Raw genomic sequence first — 16,451 nt, 5'->3', positions numbered from 1 at the left:
GAGGTATAGAGCAATTTGCCTTCAGGGCTGTAGACCTTGGCACGTACCCCGTAGGACTTGCTCGTCTGTAAACGAGCAGAGTTGAAGTACATCTGATAAGGGACGGGCAGGCGGCTGGCTCCAAACTTGACCTGCAGCAGATGATTGCTGGGGTTGCCTACTTCTTCCAGAGAGAGGACCACTTGGGTACCCTTTGGGAGAGAGGTGCTGATACCGCCGACCTGACCGGTCAGGTTGTACCACCCTGCCGGAACCTGCTGGGTCTGAAAAGTATTGGTTTTGGTCGCAGTCGCCTGACTCGTATTGGTCGGGGTGGCATTGACAGGACGAGGCTTGACGCCACCGGGGCGGCTCTGGACGGGAGGATTAACAGGTGTCAGGGTCACCTGACCGACCTGGGTCTGGGCTGAAGCCGCACTGACGGTCAGGAGAGCAACAAGAGAGATGAGGACCTTTGATTTCATGACCCTATCGTCACGTTCCTGACGCATAGAATCAACCTTCTATTTAAGATGCGCGTCAGATTCTCTCTTGAGAGAAGCCTTAGAAGTGAGGTCAGAAGTTCAAAGCGAGCTTCATTCGCGCAGCGGCCAGACTCCGTTGCCTTCCGGGACATCGAAACCGCCGAGAGCGTCATAGGGCAATTTTAGCGACTGGCCCGCGCCGTTCCAGCCCGACAGAATGGAGAGTGGAACGCCCCCGCCGGGGTGAACCGTACCGCCAACCTGAATCAGGTTGCGGGCCTGTGGCAGCCGCCAGCCGGGGCGCAAGCTGCCGAGCAGACCGTGTGGAGCGCGCCCGTAGAGTGCTCCGCCCTGCGCGGTGCGGGCATAGCTGGCCGGAGAAAGGGGCAGCCACTCGGCCACATTCAGTGGAAACCGCTGCTGAAGCTGGCGGAGCAGCCACGCTCCATAGTCCTGGCGGGCTTCATCTGTCGCCCCCAATTGCGAGTCAGGGGGGGCATTGACCAGCAGGAAAGCACGGTCGCCATCAAGGTGAAGGTAGAGGGTCGGCTCGGTCGGCAACTGACCAGCGCGAATTTCTCGCCATTCGCGGGCGTAGTCGGCAGGCCAGAAGATGTGGTGGCCCTGCCCTCTGTTTTCGGTCAGGCGCAGTTGTAGGGCAAAGCCGCTGACGCCGCGTGGAGTTTGGGGAACCGTGTGGCCCAGCCACTGAAGGGTGCGCTCACGGTCGACGGCGCTCACCCAGCGGTCGGCGGCAAAGGCTCCGCGTGACGTGTGTGCGCCCAGGATGCGGCCCCCGTGTGAACTGAGGTTCTGAACCTCGGTGCCGAACTCGAAGCGGACGCCAAGGCTCTCGGCCTGCTCGTGGAGCCGCTGCGCCAGGGCGAGCAACCCGCCCGGCAGATGCCAGATGCCGTAGCCGAGTTCGACCCAGGCAATGTTGTGCAGCACGGCGGGAGCGCGGTAGGGGTCGGCCCCCAGGTAGGTGGCGAAGCGCAGCCAGAAGGGGGTCAGAAAGGGGCCGGAACGCACCAGACGGGCCAGTGAAGAGAAAGGAGCGGCCCGTCGCCCACGGGTCAGGGCATAGCGGGCGAGTTTGACTTTGCTCGGGGGAGGCGCGAACAGAAACGTGTCGGCGGCGTCCTGGTACATCTGCCGGGAATGCAGCAGAAGTTGACGATAACGCCGCCCCTCTCTGCGCGAAAGCTGACTGAGGGTGGGGTCTAGACTTCCGGCGACATGCAGTGCCTCGGGCGCGAATTGCCGTCCGCCCAGCGCGTGGTAGGTCGTCGTGGGATGGGCCGGAGTCAAGGCCGGCAGGGGCCAGCCCAGCCGTTCGTGCAGCGCCGCGAACACCTGCGGCATGGTGACCACGGTCGGCCCGCTGGAAAAATCAGGAAAGCCCAGGGCCGCTTTGCCGCCCGGCCCGTCGAGCGAGTCGAGAACCGTCACCTGTGCCCCGGCGCGGGCCAGCCTCAGCGCCGCTGCGAGGCCCGCGAATCCGGCCCCTACGACCGCCACATGGGTCATGCCGGACATCCAGAGAGGGAGGCGAGGAACGACATACGCTTCAGAGTCTAGCCGACAGGTTCTTTTTCTCCTCGCGGACTCAGCTATGGCAGCATGACCGACGATGAGCTTGGCGCCCCCCGCGTGGATAAACGTTCCCGACCCCTCCCTGTTGCTGCTGGTCGGGCCACCCGGCGCGGGCCAGCGCGAGTTTGCCGCCCGGCATTTCGCCGCTGGGGAAGTGTTTCATGTGGACGCTGGGGAAGACTTGCAACGGGTCACGGCCCGTCTGACACAGGGCAAATTGACGGTGGTGGAAGGGACGCTGGTTCATCCCGACGAGCGGCGGCCCTGGGCGGCCCTCGCCCGTGCCCATGACCTCACCGCCACCGCTGTGGTGTTCGACTTGCCGCGCTCGGCGCTGGAGGAGCGGTGGGCGGCGGCCCCGGATCGGGACAGGGAAATGTTCGGCCAGCAGGTCACCGAACTGCGCCGTACCCAGGGCGGGCTGTTGCGGGAGGGCTTCGCGCAGGTGTGGACGTTGCGCTCGCCGGAGGAGGTGGCCGCCGTGCAGATTCGCCGGATGCCTCTCGCCGTTTGCCGCCGCGACCTGACCGGGCCGTTCGACGTGATAGGGGACGTTCACGGCTGTCTGCCGGAACTGCTCGACCTACTCGTGCGCCTGGGCTACCGCGTGGGGGAGGGGACAGTGACTCCATCGCCGGGCCGCCGGGCCGTGTTTCTGGGTGACCTGGTGGACCGGGGGCCGGACAGCGCGGGCACCCTGCGGCTGGTGATGGACATGGTGGCGGCCGGGTCGGCGCTGTGGGTGGCGGGCAACCACGACGAGCGGCTGGGCCGAGCGCTGGAGGGCCGGGCCATCAAGCTGCAGCACGGGCTAGAGGGGACCCTCGCCGAACTGGACGCGGCGGGTGAACTGTTCCGGGCCGAGGTGCGGGCGTTTCTGGCGCGGCAGGTCAGCCATCTGGTGCTGGACGGGGGGCGGCTGGTGGTGGCGCACGCCGGGCTGCCCGAACGCTACCAGGGCCGCGAGAGCAGCCGGGTGACCCGCTTTACGCTGTACGGCGACGTGGACGGCCGCACCGATGAGCGCGGCCTGCCCGTGCGCCGTGACTGGGCCGCCCAGTATCGGGGGGCAGCGCGGGTGGTCTACGGTCATACCCCGGTGTCCGCGCCCGTCTGGACTCACGGCACCCTCAACATAGACACCGGATGCGTCTTTGGCGGGGCGCTCACGGCGCTGCGTTATCCCGAACTGGAACTGGTGCAGGTGCCTGCGCGGGCGCAGTACGCCGTTCCTTCGCGTCCCTTCCTGAAGACGGCTCACCCGCAGGGCGGCGGGAAATAGCCGCTGGCAACCGTCGCCAGGGTCGCAGTGTCGTGGAGCCGCCATAGCGACAATGAAGCCATGCGCCGATTGATGGGTTGGATACTGGCCCTGCTGGTGGCGGGGGCGGCCTTCGTGTATGTGGCGCAGCCTGGGGAAAGCGGCCTGCCCCGGCTGACCCTGCCAGCTCCTTCGGGCTCGCCTGCCAACGGCCCTGCCTCCTCCACACCGACCACCCCCTCGCTGGACGACACGGCCCTGCGGCGGCTGGCGGAGGGGCAGCCCATCAGCCTCGCGGCGCTGCGGGCACGCGACTACCCCGGCAGCGCCCTGACCGTGCGGCGCACGCTGGCTCCCGGCGTCAATTACACCCGGCAGGTCGTGAGCTACCAGTCCGAGGGGCTGCGGATCAACGCGCTGTTGACCGTGCCGAACGGACGTCCCCCTGCCGGGGGCTGGCCCGCCATCGTCTTTAATCACGGCTACATTCCGCCAGACGTGTACCGCACCACCGAGCGCTATGTGGCGTATCAGGACGCCTTTGCGCGGGCCGGATTCGTGACCCTCAAGAGTGACTACCGGGGCCACGGGGACTCGGAGGGCGAAGCGCGGGGCGGCTACAACGACCCCGGCTACACGGTGGACGTGCTCAATGCGGCGGCCAGCCTCAAGAAAGACCCCCGCGTCAATGCCGGGCGGATGGGCCTGTGGGGACATTCCATGGGGGGGCAACTGTCGCTGCGGGCCATGCTGGTGGACGAAGACCTCAAGGCTGCCTCGCTGTGGGCGGGGGTGGTCGCCGGGTACGACGTGCTGGCGACCGACTGGCGCACCGATGCGGACGGGCCGAAGCCCACGCTGGACCCCTTCAACCGCCGCTATCTGCGCCTGCTGAGTCCCAACGCGCACCTGTCCGACCTGCGTGGCCGCCCGCTGCAACTGCACCACGGCACGGCAGACAAGGACGTGCCCTACAGCTTTCAGGTGGCGTTGGCGAACGACCTGCGGGCAGCTGGGCAACCCTTCACGGCCTTCCGGTACGAAGGCGACGACCACAACCTCAGCCGTAACCTGAGGCTGGCGCTGCGGCGCTCGGTGCAGTTTTTCAAGGAAAACCTCTGAAGTCGGCCCGCGCCGCCGCGCTACCTTAAGGTTATGCAGATGCAATTTTCCGGTCAGGAACAGGTGCAGGCTCCCCCTGCCGTCGTCTGGGCCTTCGTGAATGACCCGCAGCGCGTCGCCGCCTGCCTGCCGGGGGTGCAGGACGTGCAGGTGGTCGGCCCAGGTGAACTGGAAGTGACCGTGCCCCTTCAGGCCGGACTGCTGCGCGGGAGCATGAAAGCGCGGGTGCAGATTGTCCCCGACGAGCAGGGCGGCGTGGTGCGCGTCGGCATTCAGGGGGGCGGGCTGGGCAGCCAGATGAACGTGGACGCCGGGGCTACTGTGGTGGACACGGGCGACGGGCAGACACGGTTGGACTGGCAGGGCACCGCCGCGCTTTCTGGCCCGCTCGCCAAACTCGGCAAGGCGATGGAGCCGAGGGTGCAGGGCCTGATTGCGCGAACCTTCCGTAACATGAGCGCCAGCATCGCCGCCGAAAGCCGCCTGGCCTGAGCCGAGCAAAGGAGCGCGGGGCCGACCCATCGGAAGAGGTCGGCCCCGCGCCTGCTGTGGCAACGGTTTGGGCGAAAAATCAGCGTGTCAGGATGGTGCTGGTTCGCAGGTGGTGGCGGCTGAGTTCGCGGGGCGGCGCACGCTTGATGAGCAGCACACCCAGCATCACCGCAAACAGGCTGATGATGCTCAGGGCCAGCGGCAGACCGTCCACGCCGAAAGACAGGCTGTAGAGGCACAGCAACAAGGTCAGCCCGCCGTGCTGCACCGCCGCTTCGAGTTGGCGGCGCGAGTCTTCCCGGTGCCAGCCATAGAGCCAGTGCCGGGCGTAGGACAGGCCCGAGAGGGTCAAAAGAACAGTCGCACACAGCAGAAGCCACATGGGTTTCAGGGTAAGGACTCCCATCTTGCAAACCTGTGACAGCCTCTGGCCCGCTCACCGCATGAAGGCGCCGGGGACAGCCTGACACTCGTCTGACGCCCCGCGTCACAATGGGGCGTAATGAGCCACGTCGTTGTCATTGAAGATGAGGGAACAGTTCGGGATGTGCTGCGCTTTCATCTGGAGCGGGCTGGCCTGCGGGTCTCGGCCTACGCCAGCACCCGTGAAGCCGAGGACGCCGGAGTGCTGCCCCAGGCCGACGCGCTGGTGCTGGACTGGATGCTTCCCGGCGAGAGCGGACTGGGGTTTTTGCGCCGCCTGCGCTCGGACAGCGACCTGCGCCGCTTGCCTGTGCTGATGCTGACCGCCCGCGCCGCTGAGGCCGAGCGGGTCGAGGGGCTGGAAACCGGAGCCGACGACTACCTGACCAAGCCTTTCAGCGCCGCCGAGTTGGTGGCCCGCGTGCGCGCCCTGCTGCGCCGCGCCCAGCCCGAGGTGCCGCAGAGCCTCACCAACGGCCCGCTGACCGTGAACCTCTCGGCAGCCGAGGCCCGCGTGAACGGCAAGCCTCTGAACCTGACCCGGCGCGAATTTGACCTGTTGGCTTTTCTGACCCAGCACGCGGGCCGGGTGTACTCGCGCACCGAACTGCTTGACCGGGTGTGGGGGGCCGATTTCCTGGGTGGCGAGCGCACCGTCGACCAGCACATCACCCAGTTGCGTGCCCATCTGGGCGACGACCCCGGCAAGCCCAGCTTTCTGGAAACCGTGCGCGGCAAGGGCTATCGAATGCGGGCCTGGCCCACCGAAGGTAGGGGAGAAGCATGACCGTGTCCAAGAGACAGACCCCGGCGGAACCGCCGCCCAGCGAGCCTGCCAGCGAAGCCTGGATCGACGCGCTTCCCCAGGCCGTGGTGCTGACCGTCGGCGGCTTGGTGACGCGGGTCAACGCGGCGGCGGCCCGGTTGTGGGGCGTGCCGCAGGAGCGGGCGGCGGGACGGCCTGTGCTGGAAGTGGTACGCCGCCATACCCTCGAAACCCTGATGGAGCGGGGCGGCGAACTGGAACTCGAAGCCGGGGGCCGAACCCTGCGCTGCACCGCCACTCACAACGGTTCTCAGGCGGCGCTGATTGTCGAAGACGTGACCGAACACCGCCGCCGGGAAGCCGAACTGCGCGAGGCCACGGCGGTACTCTCGCACGAGTTCCGTACCCCGGTGGCGGCCCTGCGCGGCGTACTTGAGGCGCTGGAATACGACATGCCGCAAGACCTCGCCCAGAACTTCGTGCGTCAGGGCTTGCAGGAAACCGAGCGGCTGGCGCGGCTGGTCGAAGACCTCGCCGTGGGGTTCCGGCCCACCCGCGCCCGGACCCTCCCGCTGGCCGAAGCCTTTGCCCGCGCCGAGCGCCTCCTGAGCAGCGAGGTCGCGGCCCGGCAGGTCACGCTGAGTTTCGGGCAGGACCATCTGGTGCGGGCCGACCCCGACAAACTGCTTCAGGTGCTGCTCAACCTGATCGAAAATGCCCTCAAGTACGGCCCAGCCGGGCAGAGCATCGAGGTGGCGACCTCGGTACGGGGCACCTGGGTCGAGGTGTGCGTCCTGGACCTGGGGGCACCCATTCCCGATTCCGAGAGCCTGTTCCGGGCACACACGCGGGGCCGTCAGGCGTCGGGGCAGGGGAGTGGCATGGGGCTGTACATCGTGCGCTCTATCGTGCAGGGCTGGGGCGGTCAGGCCTGGGCCGAGCGCCGGGGCGAACACAACGCCTTTTGCTTCACCCTGCCGGGCATGGGCGGGTTGGGCTGAGGGCGCACCCCGACAGGCGTGGGGCCTTGCGGCCTTATTCCCCAGATTTGGGGGGCCATATGGGTGGAATTGGCTTGTGCCCGGAAGTTCGTGAAGAGCAGTACCCACATCCGGGTGAACTTTTATTCCGGAAAATGCGGGATGTCCAGCACTGTGGTCACCAGCAGGGCGGTATTTGCGAATTTTTCTGAACTCCTGTTGCACACCGATGTGGGCAAGGTTTCTGTAAGCAGCTGACAGATATTTTATACGATATGAGACCCCGTGATACCCATACCGCTGGCCTGAGTCCTGTGGTGGTGGTGCTCTCGGCCAGCCTGCTTCTTGCGGCGACGCTGCTCCTGACCACCCAGCTGGCGCTCTCCGCTCAGCGCGGCGCGGCGAGCCAGGCGCAGCTGCTCACGGCCCAGTACGCGGCAGAATCCGGTGTCAACCGTGGAATGTATCGCCTGGCGACCATTCAGCAGGCGCTTCAGGGCAGCAACCTCGATTTCGCTCCGCTTCAGCTAGCCAACGGCGTGACCAAGAGTGTGCCCTTCAAGGATGCCGATTTCGCCGCCATGGCCCTCGCCTTCTGCAACGGCGGCACGAACGCCACGACCACAGTTTCAGCCGCCGACCAGAAGATTTTCGATGAGGCCACTTCCCGCGTCACCTGCACCCCGCCCGCCACTTCCACGGCGGCTTCGCGCTTTGAGGTGCTGGCGAGGCTGATGAATGCCAACGGTTACGTCCCTATTTTGCGGGCGCAGGGCTTTAGCGCAGCGGACGCCACCAACAGGGCCAAAGCGCTGGTGAGCGACACCCTGGAAAACCGCCTGACCTGGTGGAACACGTTTCTCAGTCCTGCCGCGCCTGATGCCCAGAGTGGCGACCTCAATTACCAGACGAACGTCAGCGTCCGGAACTACCGCCTGGAAACCTACAAGGATGTCAACGGACTCGTGAAGGGCTACCGCTTTTACTTCAAGTCCGATCTGACCTCCACCGGGTCACAGCAAGGTACCGATGCCGCCCGCGTCCTCGCTCCGGCAACGGCGCAAGACCGTAACGGCATCTACTGGCTGGATATTCGGCCTATGCGGGTGGGGGTGTACAGTTTCGACTCGGCCTGTGCGCCTACAGGGTTTGCTTATACGGGTAACAAGGACGCTTATGTGGACGCAGAAAAGGGGGCCGCGCCGAACAGCAGCGCACACTGTCAGCCGCCCAATCTTCAGACCCCGAATCCGACCGCCCTGGCGGGGAGCATGACACCGAATGACCTGACGACCTACTTGGCCCAGTTTCGCGGCGGGTTTTACAATGGCGAAACCTTCGAGGGCGACATCTTTACCAATGAATTCCTGACGTTCCCGCAGAGTGCGAACGTGACCTTCAAGGGAAGCGTGCAGAGTGCCGGGTGTATGCGCTCGGCGGGCAGCGGCGGCAGTGCTATCGACCTCAACAGTTGTACGCCTGTCATGGACGGGGTGCTGCGCCGCACCGGACAGCGTGCAGGCGAACTGGAGGAAATCTTCCTGAAACGTCTCAGCAGCGAGGTTCCGGCAGGGCAGGCCATCACCAACGAGAGCTTGCGTGCCGCCGTGCAGAGCTGGAGCGGTTCTGGTCTGAAATTCGATGGCGGCGACCCCGTGTTCAATGCGCCTTACCGCAAGATCTTCGAGAATTCGGTCACGACTTCGGGCCTCAAAACGGCGTCGGGCGCTGACGTTTCCCTGGACCCCAACCTGGTCGCTCTGCGTAACCAGTCCAAGGGTCTAAATGCGGACGGCACACCGAGCGCTGGTCAGACGGGCATCAATGTTGACGATGTGATTAGGGACGTTCTGGCTAAAGAAGGCGCGTCCGGTATGCTGCCTAAAAGGTTGGAAGACGGTTACGGCCTGAATGCCCGCGTAAAGCTGCAATCTACGGATTCGTTCCGGGGTGGAATCTGGTCGGCTGGAGAAGCGGATACTAAGCCCAGCTACAACACTTCTACCGGTCAATACAGTCTGCGCGGCGATTACCAGTATGTGCAGCTCGAGTTTCTGCCCTCACCCTCATTGAATGGTGATACTCAGGACGACAAGTACGGGGCGTGTTTGGGCACGCCTTACACGATCAACCTACGCATTGATGGAAACGGCAACATACAGCGGTTTACTCAGGGAAGTGTGAGTGGCAGAAGTCACTATGATTGCCCGCGTCCTGTCACTTCCCCCAGCAGCGAGGAAAAGTGGGTTCCTTACCCCGACACGTCGGGCAAGAAATTCAACGGCACCATCTTCGGTGATGGCACCCTGCAAATCAGCAACGCCAACCCACGTCAGGGGCCGCTGGGTGCTGCCGCCGATACCAGCGATGGGCGACTGGGAGACGATTATCCGCCTGCCGTCGCCGCGTTCCAAGACCTTAAGGTCGCGGCGGCCAAGGACATGTATGTCGTCAGTGACCTCACCCTACAAAAGCGCCCGGTAGACGGAAAGAACTTGGACGCAGTCAACCGCCTGAGTCTGTACAGTGGGAAGGACGTGAGGATCGGGGCGTCGTTCTTGCCGTATTTCGCTGGCAAACTGACCTTGCCACCGAACATGGAAAACATGAACAACTTGAGCCTTGACGCGAGCATCGTGACGCCTAACGGAAAGCTGGCGCTGGCGTCCAACATCATGGACACCCAGGAAGACTCTTACGGCCCCCTCGTGGCGATGGATAACCTCAATATTCTGGGCAGTGTGGTCAGCCGCTACAACGGCGAGGTGGGGCGCACGGTCAACAATGCCCTGAACCCCAACTACTTCCGTGGCTACCGCCGCCAGATGAAGCGAGACCCCCGTGGGACGACGGGCCTGCTCTCCAACCTCGGCTGGTACCTCAAGACGGCCAGTCAGGACACCGACCTGACTCGCGTGACCTGGCGTCAGGGGACCCAATGACCGCCTTTCAGCCTTCCTCTGCTCAGCGCGGTTTCACGCTCATCGAGATTCTGGTCGTGGTGGCGATTATCGGTATCCTGGCGGCTCTGGGCCTCTCGAGCTACACGCGCTGGGCCAGGAATGCCGAGGTCCGGGCCGCTGCCGCTCAGCTCTCGGCGGACCTCAACCGCGTGAGAACAACGGCCCAGCGCAGCAGCGCGAGTGCCAGCCTGCGGTTCGATTCGGCTGAGGCATACACGCTGGTCTTGCCTGCCGCGTCGGGCGGCACCCTGGCCCGGACCCTGCCCCCTGGCCTTCAGGTCAAGGCCTACCCCGATGAGGCGGCTCTGGCAGGGAAAACTGTGACTTATCAAGCGCCCTACGCCGAATTGAGTGCCAACTCTCCTACGGCCTTCACCCTTTCACGGGTGCAGAGCGGCTTTCAGAAAGTGCGGGTCGGTCTGGCGGGCCTGACAGGGACGGTGGTGGTCAGTGAAGTACGCTAACCGGTCGGGCTTTACCCTGGTGGAAGTGCTGCTGAGTCTCGCCATCTTTGCGGTGATCGCCACCGTAATTCTTACTTCTATGCTGCAACTCACCAGAGTCGATTCAGGGAGCCGCAACAAGACGAGCAGCGACCTTCAGGCGCAGCAGGTCACCGAGCAGGTCAAGGCCGCGTGGCGCTCCTCGCTGGACTACAGCCGCAACTGCGTGACCAACTTGAGCCTGCCGGATGGAGCCACCATCACGTCGCAGCCGCTGAGTGTGACGCTGAACCCGAGTGCGGTGAGTGTCCTGACCGACGCCGCTGGAACGCCCGTAGCGGCAGCGAATGTGACTGCCTGTACGGGCACCAGCGCAGCCACGTCGCCCGTGCCGGTCATGCGCCGCCTGAAGGTCAGAACCACCAGTGGGTCGAAGACGACCGAAGTGGTCCTCGACATTCTGGCCCCCCAGGGGAGCCTATGAACCGTCACACTTCAGCCCGGCTGGGCTTTACCCTCATCGAGCTGCTGCTGGCGATGGCGATTACCCTGATGTTGCTGGGGCTGGTGTTCACGCTGGTCATGGGCACCAACCGGCTTTCCGGCTCGCTGGCGAGCAGCGCCCTGTCGCAGCAGGAACTGCTCAATGCTCAGGAACTGCTGGGCAGCCGCGTGCGCGAGGCGGCCTTCATCGTGCCGAGCGGCACTTCCGTGACCCTGCCGGACACGGCAAAAACCCGCAACCTGTCGGGCAGTGCCACCACCGTCATCGGTACGGCAGCCACGCCGATGCTGGCGCTGGTGCTGCCGCCCCGGACGGCACCGACCACCTCAAGTCCGAACTGCAACCCTACGGCCAGCCCGCCTGTCACTCAGGAGTGCTACCGCTTTATCGCCCATTACCCGGTGCAGCGCTCGGCGTGGCTCGCCGCGACTGTCAACGGCACGACCCTGGACACGGACTACCCCGGTGCCAGCCCCGCGAACGACGCGGCCTGGGTGCTGGTGGAATTCACGGCCTACTACGCGACGGGAGCCTTTGAGGTGGAAGACCCGAACTCGGTGGTGAATACCTTTAGTTCCGATTCTGGCAAGGCGCGGCTACTGCTTGATGGGCTGGTGCCGGGAACGACTGCGCCAACCTACAATCTGTTCACTTTGCAGACCACGTCTTCCCCTATGCCCAGTTACACTTCCACGGTTTCGTCCTACGTCAGTGGCGTGACGTTCCAGTTGGCCGCGCAGCGTCAGCCCGGCCCGCGTCTGCCTGCGACGGGCACCTACCGCCTGGATGCGGCGGCGAACAACATCGGTCGTCTCAAGCCCCTCAAGCTGCCCTGGTAAGAAGAGGGTGCTGACCCCTAGCTGACGCGGCGAGTGATACGGTAAATGACAGTATGCGTGAAGCTCTGGAAGCAGATTTGCGGGCCGTCCTGAACGGCGCACTCAACATGCTCGGCACGGTCGAGCGGATGTTGCCGGTGGCGGCCGAAGTGCTGCTGCACGAGCAGACGGACCGTCTGGACGAGGTCCTGTCTCTTGACCGCGAGGTGGATGCCCAGGAAGCGCAACTGGAAGCCGAGTGCCTGCGAATCATCGCGCTGCACCAGCCGGTGGCCCGCGACCTGCGAATGATCGCCCTGATTCTCAAGAGCCTCAGCGACATTGAGCGCATGGGCGACTATGTGGTGCATGTGGCCGAAGACGGCGCGGAACTGGCCCAGGCCCCGGCCCTCAAGAAGTACGTCAACCTCGCCCGGATGCTGGAGCGCCTGACCGAGATGAGCCAGAACCTCCGCACGGCGCTGGCTGACCGTGACGTGACCCGCGCCGAAGGCACCATCGGCATGGACGATGAAGTGGACGAACTCTACGAGCAGATTCAGCGCGAACTGGTCACCTACATGCTCGAAGACCCCCGCAGCATCTCCAAGGCCCTGATGCTGATGCGCGTGGGCCGCAGCCTGGAGCGCGTGGGCGACCACATGGAAAACGTGGCCGAGCGCGTGCGCTACTGGGTCACGGGCGAACGCGAGTAAGCCTCAGCCCCCCGCTAGACTGAACGCATGACTTCGGACACCAAGAACCTCGTCGGCCAGCCTGCGCCGGACTTCACCCTGCCGTCGTCGCTGGGGCAGGACGTGACCCTCAGCAGCTACCAGGGCCAGAAAAACGTCGTGCTGGTGTTTTACCCGCTCGACTTCAGCCCGGTCTGCTCCATGCAACTGCCCGAGTACAGTGGGCGGCAAGACGACTTCGCCGACGCGGATACGGTGGTGCTGGGCATCAACCGCGACAGCGTGTACGCCCACAAAGCCTGGGCCGCCGAGTACGGCATCGAAGTGCCGCTGCTGGCCGACATGCGGCTGGACGTGGCGCGGCAGTACGGCGTGGCGCTGGACGAACGCGGCATCAGCGGGCGAGCCGTGTTCCTGATTGACAAGGAAGGCGTGGTGCGCTTTCAGCACGTCGAGGAACAGGCCGGACAGTACACCGCCCGTCCCGAGCAGGTGCTGGCCAAAATCCGCGAGCTGTAAGCGCCAGAAACTGCCCGCCTGAGCCGCGAAGGGGCCGCCCAAGACAAGCTGTCTGGCGGCCCCTTTGCCGTGCTGTCTTTAGCTGCGGCCCAGGGCCGCGTCCTCGGGAGCTGCGGGCAATTCGGCCAAGGCCGATTTTTTGCGGCGTTTCTCTTCTTTTTCGCTGGACTTGACCATTTTCTTGCCCAGGCCGTGGTCGGCGGCGTCGCGTCCGCACAGCACGTTGTAGAGGCGGCGAATGTCGTGGGCGCGGGCCTCGTTGTAGCCCTGGCCCACTTTGCCTTCGTAGGTGTTGTGGACGGTCAGGTCAAACGCCAGTTGCAGCGCCTTGGCTTCAAAGGAATCGTGTGACATGGCTCAGGCTAGCCGCCGAGATTCAAGGGCCGGTCAGCCCGTTCCTGCGACAATGGGGACATGAAACCCCTCAAATATCTGCTGGTCCTGCTGCCCTTTTTGCTGACTTCGAGCGCGGCCCGCCTTGCCCGCAAGCGCCAGGGGGAACAGGCATGAAGCCGCTGCGTTCCATGCTGTATGTTCCCGGCGACAAGCCCCGCGCCATCGAAAAGGCCCGGACGCTGGGGGCCGACGCGGTGATTCTCGACCTGGAGGACGCGGTGGCCCCCGAACACAAAGACGCGGCGCGGCAAAACGTGCGCGAGGCTCTGGCGACGCCCTGGCCTTGCCCGGTGTTGGTGCGCGTGAACGGTCTGGGAACCGAGTGGGAACATGCCGACCGCGAAATGGCGCTGCTGGCGGGCGTGGACGGGCTGGTGCTGCCCAAAGTGGAGTCGGCCCAGAGCGTGAGCGAACTGCACCTGCGCGTGCCCCTATGGGCGATGATCGAAACGCCGCTCGGCGTGCTGAACGCCCCGGCGATTGCCCAGGCGACGGGCGTGGCAGGGCTGCTGGTGGGGGCCAACGACTTGGCCCGCGCCCTGCGAACCCGGCCCCACCCCGAGCGGCTGCCGCTGCTGCACGCGCTCTCGGCGGTGGTGCTGGCGGCGCGGGCGGCAGGAAAACTGCCGATAGACGCGGTGTACAACGACGTGCGCGACCCCGAAGGCTTTGGGCGCGAGTGCAGCCAGGGCCGCACGCTGGGCTTCGCGGGCAAGACGGTCATTCACCCCGACCAGGTCGCCGCCGCCAACACCGCGTTTGGCGTCTCGGACGAGGAAGCCCAGGCCGCCCGCGAACTGCTGAGCGTGTGGGACGAAGCGCGGCAGGCGGGCAAAAGCTTGGCGACCTACCGGGGTGCCCTCATCGAGCAGATGCATGTGGACGAGGCGCAGGAGCAGTTGGCGCTGTGGGAAGCGGGCCGGGGCTGACCCCACCTCCTGCGCCATTCGGCCTATATTCCCCCCGATTTTATCCGGGTAAATTCATCCCATGAACGAGACGCTGACCATTTTTCGGGGCGACCAGCGCCTGCTGACGGGCGACCTGCGCGAAGTGCTGACTTATCTCAAAGTGCAGCAGCCTGGGGAAGTGCTGATTTTCGACGACCAGACCGGACGCCAGCGTGACTTCGACCTTTCCGGCACGCTGGACGAAGTGCTGGCCCGTGAGTTGCCCGCTCCGACGGGACCGGGCCGCCCCAAGCTCGGCGTCATTGCCCGTGAGGTCACGCTGCTGCCGCGTCACTGGGACTGGCTGGAAGGGCAGCGCGGCGGGGCGTCGGCCACCCTGCGCCGCCTGATTGACGAGGAACGCAGGCGGAATCCGGGGGCCGAGGCGGTCACACAGGCCCAGACCGCCGCCGACCGTTTTCTGAGCGCCATCGGTGGCGACCTCCCCGGCTACGAGGAAGCCAGCCGCGCCCTGTACGCCCGCGACGGCGCCCGCTTTGCGGCCCTCAGCGAAGGGTGGCCCGCCGACATTCGCGCCCACGCCCTGCATCTGGCGGCCCCGGCGTTTGCCCAGGACGGTTGAATGCTCGACCCCCGCGCCCCCGCCCCCGAACTGACCCGGCTGGCCCAATCCCCCGATCCGGCAGTGCGGGCGGCGGTGGCGGGGCATCCCAACACGCCCGCGCCTGTGCTGGCCGAACTGGGGGCCGAATTTCCGGCAGAGGTGCTGAACAATCCGGCGCTCCCGCTGCTGCGGCTGGCCGAGCCGGGGTTGGTGAGCCGCTGGCCTGCCCGCACGCTGGAAGTGCTGGCCGCCGCGCCGAACGCCCCCGACTGGCTGCTGCTCCTGGCGGCGGGGCACGAAAAAATAGACGTGCAACTCGTCGCCGTAACCCGGCACTGCTTGCCCGCCGAGGCGCTGCGTTCGCTGACGGGTTCGGCCTTCTGGACGATTCGGGAGTACGTGGCCCGCAAACCTGACCTGCCGCCCGAATTGCTGCTGCGGCTGGCCCATGACCGTGACTATGGCGTGCGGCTGACCCTGGCGAGTCGCGGCGACCTGCCGCCCGAAGTCTGCGACATCCTGAGGCGCGACCTGCACCCGCTGGTCAAAAACGTGGTGCGGCTCCACGGGCTAGAGTGAGTCGTCTATGTCCGCCCTGACGCCTGCCACCCTGCGCCGCCGGAACGACCTGTGGAAGCGTCTGCGCTCGTTGCCGCCGTGCTCGCCGGAATTCGAGGCGACCCTGCTCAACCTCTCGGCGCTGACCGGCTGGGACCGCGCCCGCATCCTGGCGGGACTGGGTTGGACGCCCGCAGAACAGGCCGCAGCGGAGGCCAGCGCTTGAGCGCGGGTGAGGGCGTGCAGCCGCTCGACCTGCGGCGCGTGTTTCTGGGCGACATTGACCTACTGTTTCTGGCTGAAATCGCCCTGCGCACCACCGTCATTTTCGTGTGGCTGCTGCTGCTGCTCCGCATCGCGGGCAAGCGCGGCGTGTCTCAACTCAGCCCGCTGGAACTCGCCATCGTCATCGGGCTGGGGTCGGCGGTGGGGGACGCCATGTTCTACGCCGAGGTGCCGCTGCTGCACGCCATGCTGGTGATGGCGCTGGTGATCGGGTTGCAGCGGCTGACGGCCCACCTCATCATCTCGCAGGAAAAGGTCGAGACGTTTCTGGAGGGCACGCCCGTCGAACTGGTGCGGGACGGGGTCATTCAACTCGCGGGCCTCAAGACCTCAGCCCTGAGCTACGAGGACCTGTTCGAGCGCTTGCGCCCCGCCGGAGTGTGCCAACTGGGGCAGGTGCAGCGGGCTTACTTCGAGCAGGACGGGCAACTCTCGGTTTTTTGCCATGCGGACGGTCAGGCCCCGCCCGGCTTGCCGATTGTGCCGCCCTGGGATTTGGAACCGCCCGCCGCGCTCCCCGACGACTACGCCGGGCCTGTGGCTTGCCTGTGCTGTGGGCGGGTCGTGGAAGCGGAGGGGGCCGTTCCGCCCCTCTGTGGCTGCGGCGGCACGCGCTGGACGGTGGCGGTACGTAAACCGCTGGCGCTGGA

General features: G+C 65.7%; 20 protein-coding genes. 16 read left to right on the top strand and 4 right to left on the bottom strand.

Annotated elements, in window-relative coordinates; genetic code table 11:
* On the bottom strand, window positions 1–491 hold a 491-nt coding region (locus Q4C89_RS09680), incomplete at its 3' end, for a YbaY family lipoprotein (RefSeq protein WP_303102403.1).
* 84 nt (window positions 492–575) lie between these two features.
* The gene (locus Q4C89_RS09675) at window positions 576–1,994 is read right to left on the bottom strand and encodes an NAD(P)/FAD-dependent oxidoreductase (protein WP_303102402.1); all 1,419 of its coding nucleotides are present in this window, start codon (window positions 1,992–1,994) and stop codon (window positions 576–578) included.
* A gap of 103 nt (window positions 1,995–2,097) precedes the next feature.
* On the opposite strand from Q4C89_RS09675, the gene Q4C89_RS09670 reads away from it, so the two are divergent.
* Genes Q4C89_RS09670 through Q4C89_RS09660 form a run of 3 tightly spaced genes read left to right on the top strand, consistent with a single transcriptional unit; the run spans window position 2,098 to window position 4,935 of the window.
* Window positions 2,098–3,342, top strand: a complete 1,245-nt coding sequence (locus Q4C89_RS09670; RefSeq protein ID WP_303102401.1) for a metallophosphoesterase — start codon at window positions 2,098–2,100, stop codon at window positions 3,340–3,342.
* Between the two features lie 60 nt (window positions 3,343–3,402).
* Window positions 3,403–4,443, top strand: coding sequence for a S9 family peptidase (locus Q4C89_RS09665; RefSeq protein WP_303102400.1), 1,041 nt, complete (start codon window positions 3,403–3,405; stop codon window positions 4,441–4,443).
* 33 nt (window positions 4,444–4,476) lie between these two features.
* On the top strand, window positions 4,477–4,935 hold the full coding sequence (locus tag Q4C89_RS09660) for a CoxG family protein (RefSeq protein ID WP_339094003.1): 459 nt from the start codon (window positions 4,477–4,479) through the stop codon (window positions 4,933–4,935).
* A 79-nt stretch (window positions 4,936–5,014) separates the two neighbouring features.
* Here the strand turns inward: Q4C89_RS09660 and Q4C89_RS09655 are convergent, their stop codons facing one another.
* The gene (locus Q4C89_RS09655; protein WP_303102399.1) at window positions 5,015–5,317 is read right to left on the bottom strand and encodes a hypothetical protein; all 303 of its coding nucleotides are present in this window, start codon (window positions 5,315–5,317) and stop codon (window positions 5,015–5,017) included.
* 120 nt (window positions 5,318–5,437) lie between these two features.
* On the opposite strand from Q4C89_RS09655, the gene Q4C89_RS09650 reads away from it, so the two are divergent.
* The 8 genes from Q4C89_RS09650 to Q4C89_RS09615 all read left to right on the top strand — a co-directional run bounded on the left by Q4C89_RS09650 (window position 5,438) and on the right by Q4C89_RS09615 (window position 13,047).
* The gene (locus tag Q4C89_RS09650) at window positions 5,438–6,145 is read left to right on the top strand and encodes a winged helix-turn-helix domain-containing protein (RefSeq protein WP_303102398.1); all 708 of its coding nucleotides are present in this window, start codon (window positions 5,438–5,440) and stop codon (window positions 6,143–6,145) included.
* On the top strand, window positions 6,142–7,125 hold the full coding sequence (locus Q4C89_RS09645) for a cell wall metabolism sensor histidine kinase WalK (RefSeq protein WP_303102397.1): 984 nt from the start codon (window positions 6,142–6,144) through the stop codon (window positions 7,123–7,125). Before Q4C89_RS09650 ends, Q4C89_RS09645 begins: the two co-directional genes overlap by 4 nt.
* 254 nt (window positions 7,126–7,379) lie before the next feature.
* Window positions 7,380–10,046 (top strand): hypothetical protein, encoded by a 2,667-nt coding sequence (locus tag Q4C89_RS09640; RefSeq protein WP_303102396.1) that lies wholly within the window; start codon window positions 7,380–7,382, stop codon window positions 10,044–10,046.
* Window positions 10,043–10,531, top strand: coding sequence for a Tfp pilus assembly protein FimT/FimU (locus Q4C89_RS09635; RefSeq protein ID WP_303102395.1), 489 nt, complete (start codon window positions 10,043–10,045; stop codon window positions 10,529–10,531). Before Q4C89_RS09640 ends, Q4C89_RS09635 begins: the two co-directional genes overlap by 4 nt.
* On the top strand, window positions 10,518–10,994 hold the full coding sequence (locus Q4C89_RS09630; protein WP_303102394.1) for a type II secretion system protein J: 477 nt from the start codon (window positions 10,518–10,520) through the stop codon (window positions 10,992–10,994). Before Q4C89_RS09635 ends, Q4C89_RS09630 begins: the two co-directional genes overlap by 14 nt.
* Complete coding sequence (locus Q4C89_RS09625; protein WP_303102393.1) at window positions 10,991–11,854, top strand: type II secretion system protein J; 864 nt, start codon at window positions 10,991–10,993, stop codon at window positions 11,852–11,854. Before Q4C89_RS09630 ends, Q4C89_RS09625 begins: the two co-directional genes overlap by 4 nt.
* Window positions 11,855–11,907: 53 nt before the next feature.
* Entirely contained in the window at window positions 11,908–12,549 is a 642-nt protein-coding gene (phoU, locus tag Q4C89_RS09620) for a phosphate signaling complex protein PhoU (protein WP_303102392.1), read from the top strand.
* Between the two features lie 27 nt (window positions 12,550–12,576).
* Complete coding sequence (locus tag Q4C89_RS09615; protein WP_303102391.1) at window positions 12,577–13,047, top strand: peroxiredoxin; 471 nt, start codon at window positions 12,577–12,579, stop codon at window positions 13,045–13,047.
* A gap of 78 nt (window positions 13,048–13,125) precedes the next feature.
* On the opposite strand, the gene Q4C89_RS09610 is transcribed toward Q4C89_RS09615, so the two are convergent.
* Entirely contained in the window at window positions 13,126–13,401 is a 276-nt protein-coding gene (locus Q4C89_RS09610; RefSeq protein ID WP_303102390.1) for a hypothetical protein, read from the bottom strand.
* A 152-nt stretch (window positions 13,402–13,553) separates the two neighbouring features.
* Between Q4C89_RS09610 and Q4C89_RS09605 the strand changes: the two genes are divergently transcribed.
* The 5 genes from Q4C89_RS09605 to Q4C89_RS09585 form a co-directional block, all read left to right on the top strand.
* Entirely contained in the window at window positions 13,554–14,372 is an 819-nt protein-coding gene (locus tag Q4C89_RS09605; protein WP_303102389.1) for a CoA ester lyase, read from the top strand.
* A 61-nt stretch (window positions 14,373–14,433) separates the two neighbouring features.
* Window positions 14,434–14,976, top strand: a complete 543-nt coding sequence (locus Q4C89_RS09600; RefSeq protein WP_303102388.1) for a DUF2239 family protein — start codon at window positions 14,434–14,436, stop codon at window positions 14,974–14,976.
* Entirely contained in the window at window positions 14,977–15,537 is a 561-nt protein-coding gene (locus Q4C89_RS09595) for a hypothetical protein (protein ID WP_303102387.1), read from the top strand.
* A gap of 7 nt (window positions 15,538–15,544) precedes the next feature.
* Window positions 15,545–15,742 (top strand): hypothetical protein, encoded by a 198-nt coding sequence (locus Q4C89_RS09590; RefSeq protein ID WP_303102386.1) that lies wholly within the window; start codon window positions 15,545–15,547, stop codon window positions 15,740–15,742.
* The coding region (locus Q4C89_RS09585) for a DUF421 domain-containing protein (protein ID WP_303102385.1) at window positions 15,739–16,451 on the top strand (713 nt) is incomplete at its 3' end. The genes Q4C89_RS09590 and Q4C89_RS09585, both read left to right, overlap by 4 nt.

Source organism: Deinococcus sp. (assembly GCF_030523985.1).
In the GTDB taxonomy this organism is placed as follows: domain Bacteria; phylum Deinococcota; class Deinococci; order Deinococcales; family Deinococcaceae; genus Deinococcus.
This window is presented reverse-complemented; position numbering and strand designations above follow the sequence as displayed.

Excerpts from the sequence above, each read along its gene's own strand:
- Q4C89_RS09675 (WP_303102402.1), bottom strand. The coding sequence starts at position 1,994 with ATGACCCATGTGGCGGTCGTAGGGGCCGGATTCGCGGGCCTCGCAGCG.
- Q4C89_RS09670 (WP_303102401.1), top strand. The coding sequence starts at position 2,098 with ATGAGCTTGGCGCCCCCCGCGTGGATAAACGTTCCCGACCCCTCCCTG.
- Q4C89_RS09665 (WP_303102400.1), top strand. The coding sequence starts at position 3,403 with ATGCGCCGATTGATGGGTTGGATACTGGCCCTGCTGGTGGCGGGGGCG.
- Q4C89_RS09660 (WP_339094003.1), top strand. The coding sequence starts at position 4,477 with ATGCAGATGCAATTTTCCGGTCAGGAACAGGTGCAGGCTCCCCCTGCC.
- Q4C89_RS09655 (WP_303102399.1), bottom strand. The coding sequence starts at position 5,317 with ATGTGGCTTCTGCTGTGTGCGACTGTTCTTTTGACCCTCTCGGGCCTG.
- Q4C89_RS09650 (WP_303102398.1), top strand. The coding sequence starts at position 5,438 with ATGAGCCACGTCGTTGTCATTGAAGATGAGGGAACAGTTCGGGATGTG.
- Q4C89_RS09645 (WP_303102397.1), top strand. The coding sequence starts at position 6,142 with ATGACCGTGTCCAAGAGACAGACCCCGGCGGAACCGCCGCCCAGCGAG.
- Q4C89_RS09640 (WP_303102396.1), top strand. The coding sequence starts at position 7,380 with ATGAGACCCCGTGATACCCATACCGCTGGCCTGAGTCCTGTGGTGGTG.
- Q4C89_RS09635 (WP_303102395.1), top strand. The coding sequence starts at position 10,043 with ATGACCGCCTTTCAGCCTTCCTCTGCTCAGCGCGGTTTCACGCTCATC.
- Q4C89_RS09625 (WP_303102393.1), top strand. The coding sequence starts at position 10,991 with ATGAACCGTCACACTTCAGCCCGGCTGGGCTTTACCCTCATCGAGCTG.
- phoU (WP_303102392.1), top strand. The coding sequence starts at position 11,908 with ATGCGTGAAGCTCTGGAAGCAGATTTGCGGGCCGTCCTGAACGGCGCA.
- Q4C89_RS09615 (WP_303102391.1), top strand. The coding sequence starts at position 12,577 with ATGACTTCGGACACCAAGAACCTCGTCGGCCAGCCTGCGCCGGACTTC.
- Q4C89_RS09610 (WP_303102390.1), bottom strand. The coding sequence starts at position 13,401 with ATGTCACACGATTCCTTTGAAGCCAAGGCGCTGCAACTGGCGTTTGAC.
- Q4C89_RS09605 (WP_303102389.1), top strand. The coding sequence starts at position 13,554 with ATGAAGCCGCTGCGTTCCATGCTGTATGTTCCCGGCGACAAGCCCCGC.
- Q4C89_RS09600 (WP_303102388.1), top strand. The coding sequence starts at position 14,434 with ATGAACGAGACGCTGACCATTTTTCGGGGCGACCAGCGCCTGCTGACG.
- Q4C89_RS09595 (WP_303102387.1), top strand. The coding sequence starts at position 14,977 with ATGCTCGACCCCCGCGCCCCCGCCCCCGAACTGACCCGGCTGGCCCAA.
- Q4C89_RS09590 (WP_303102386.1), top strand. The coding sequence starts at position 15,545 with ATGTCCGCCCTGACGCCTGCCACCCTGCGCCGCCGGAACGACCTGTGG.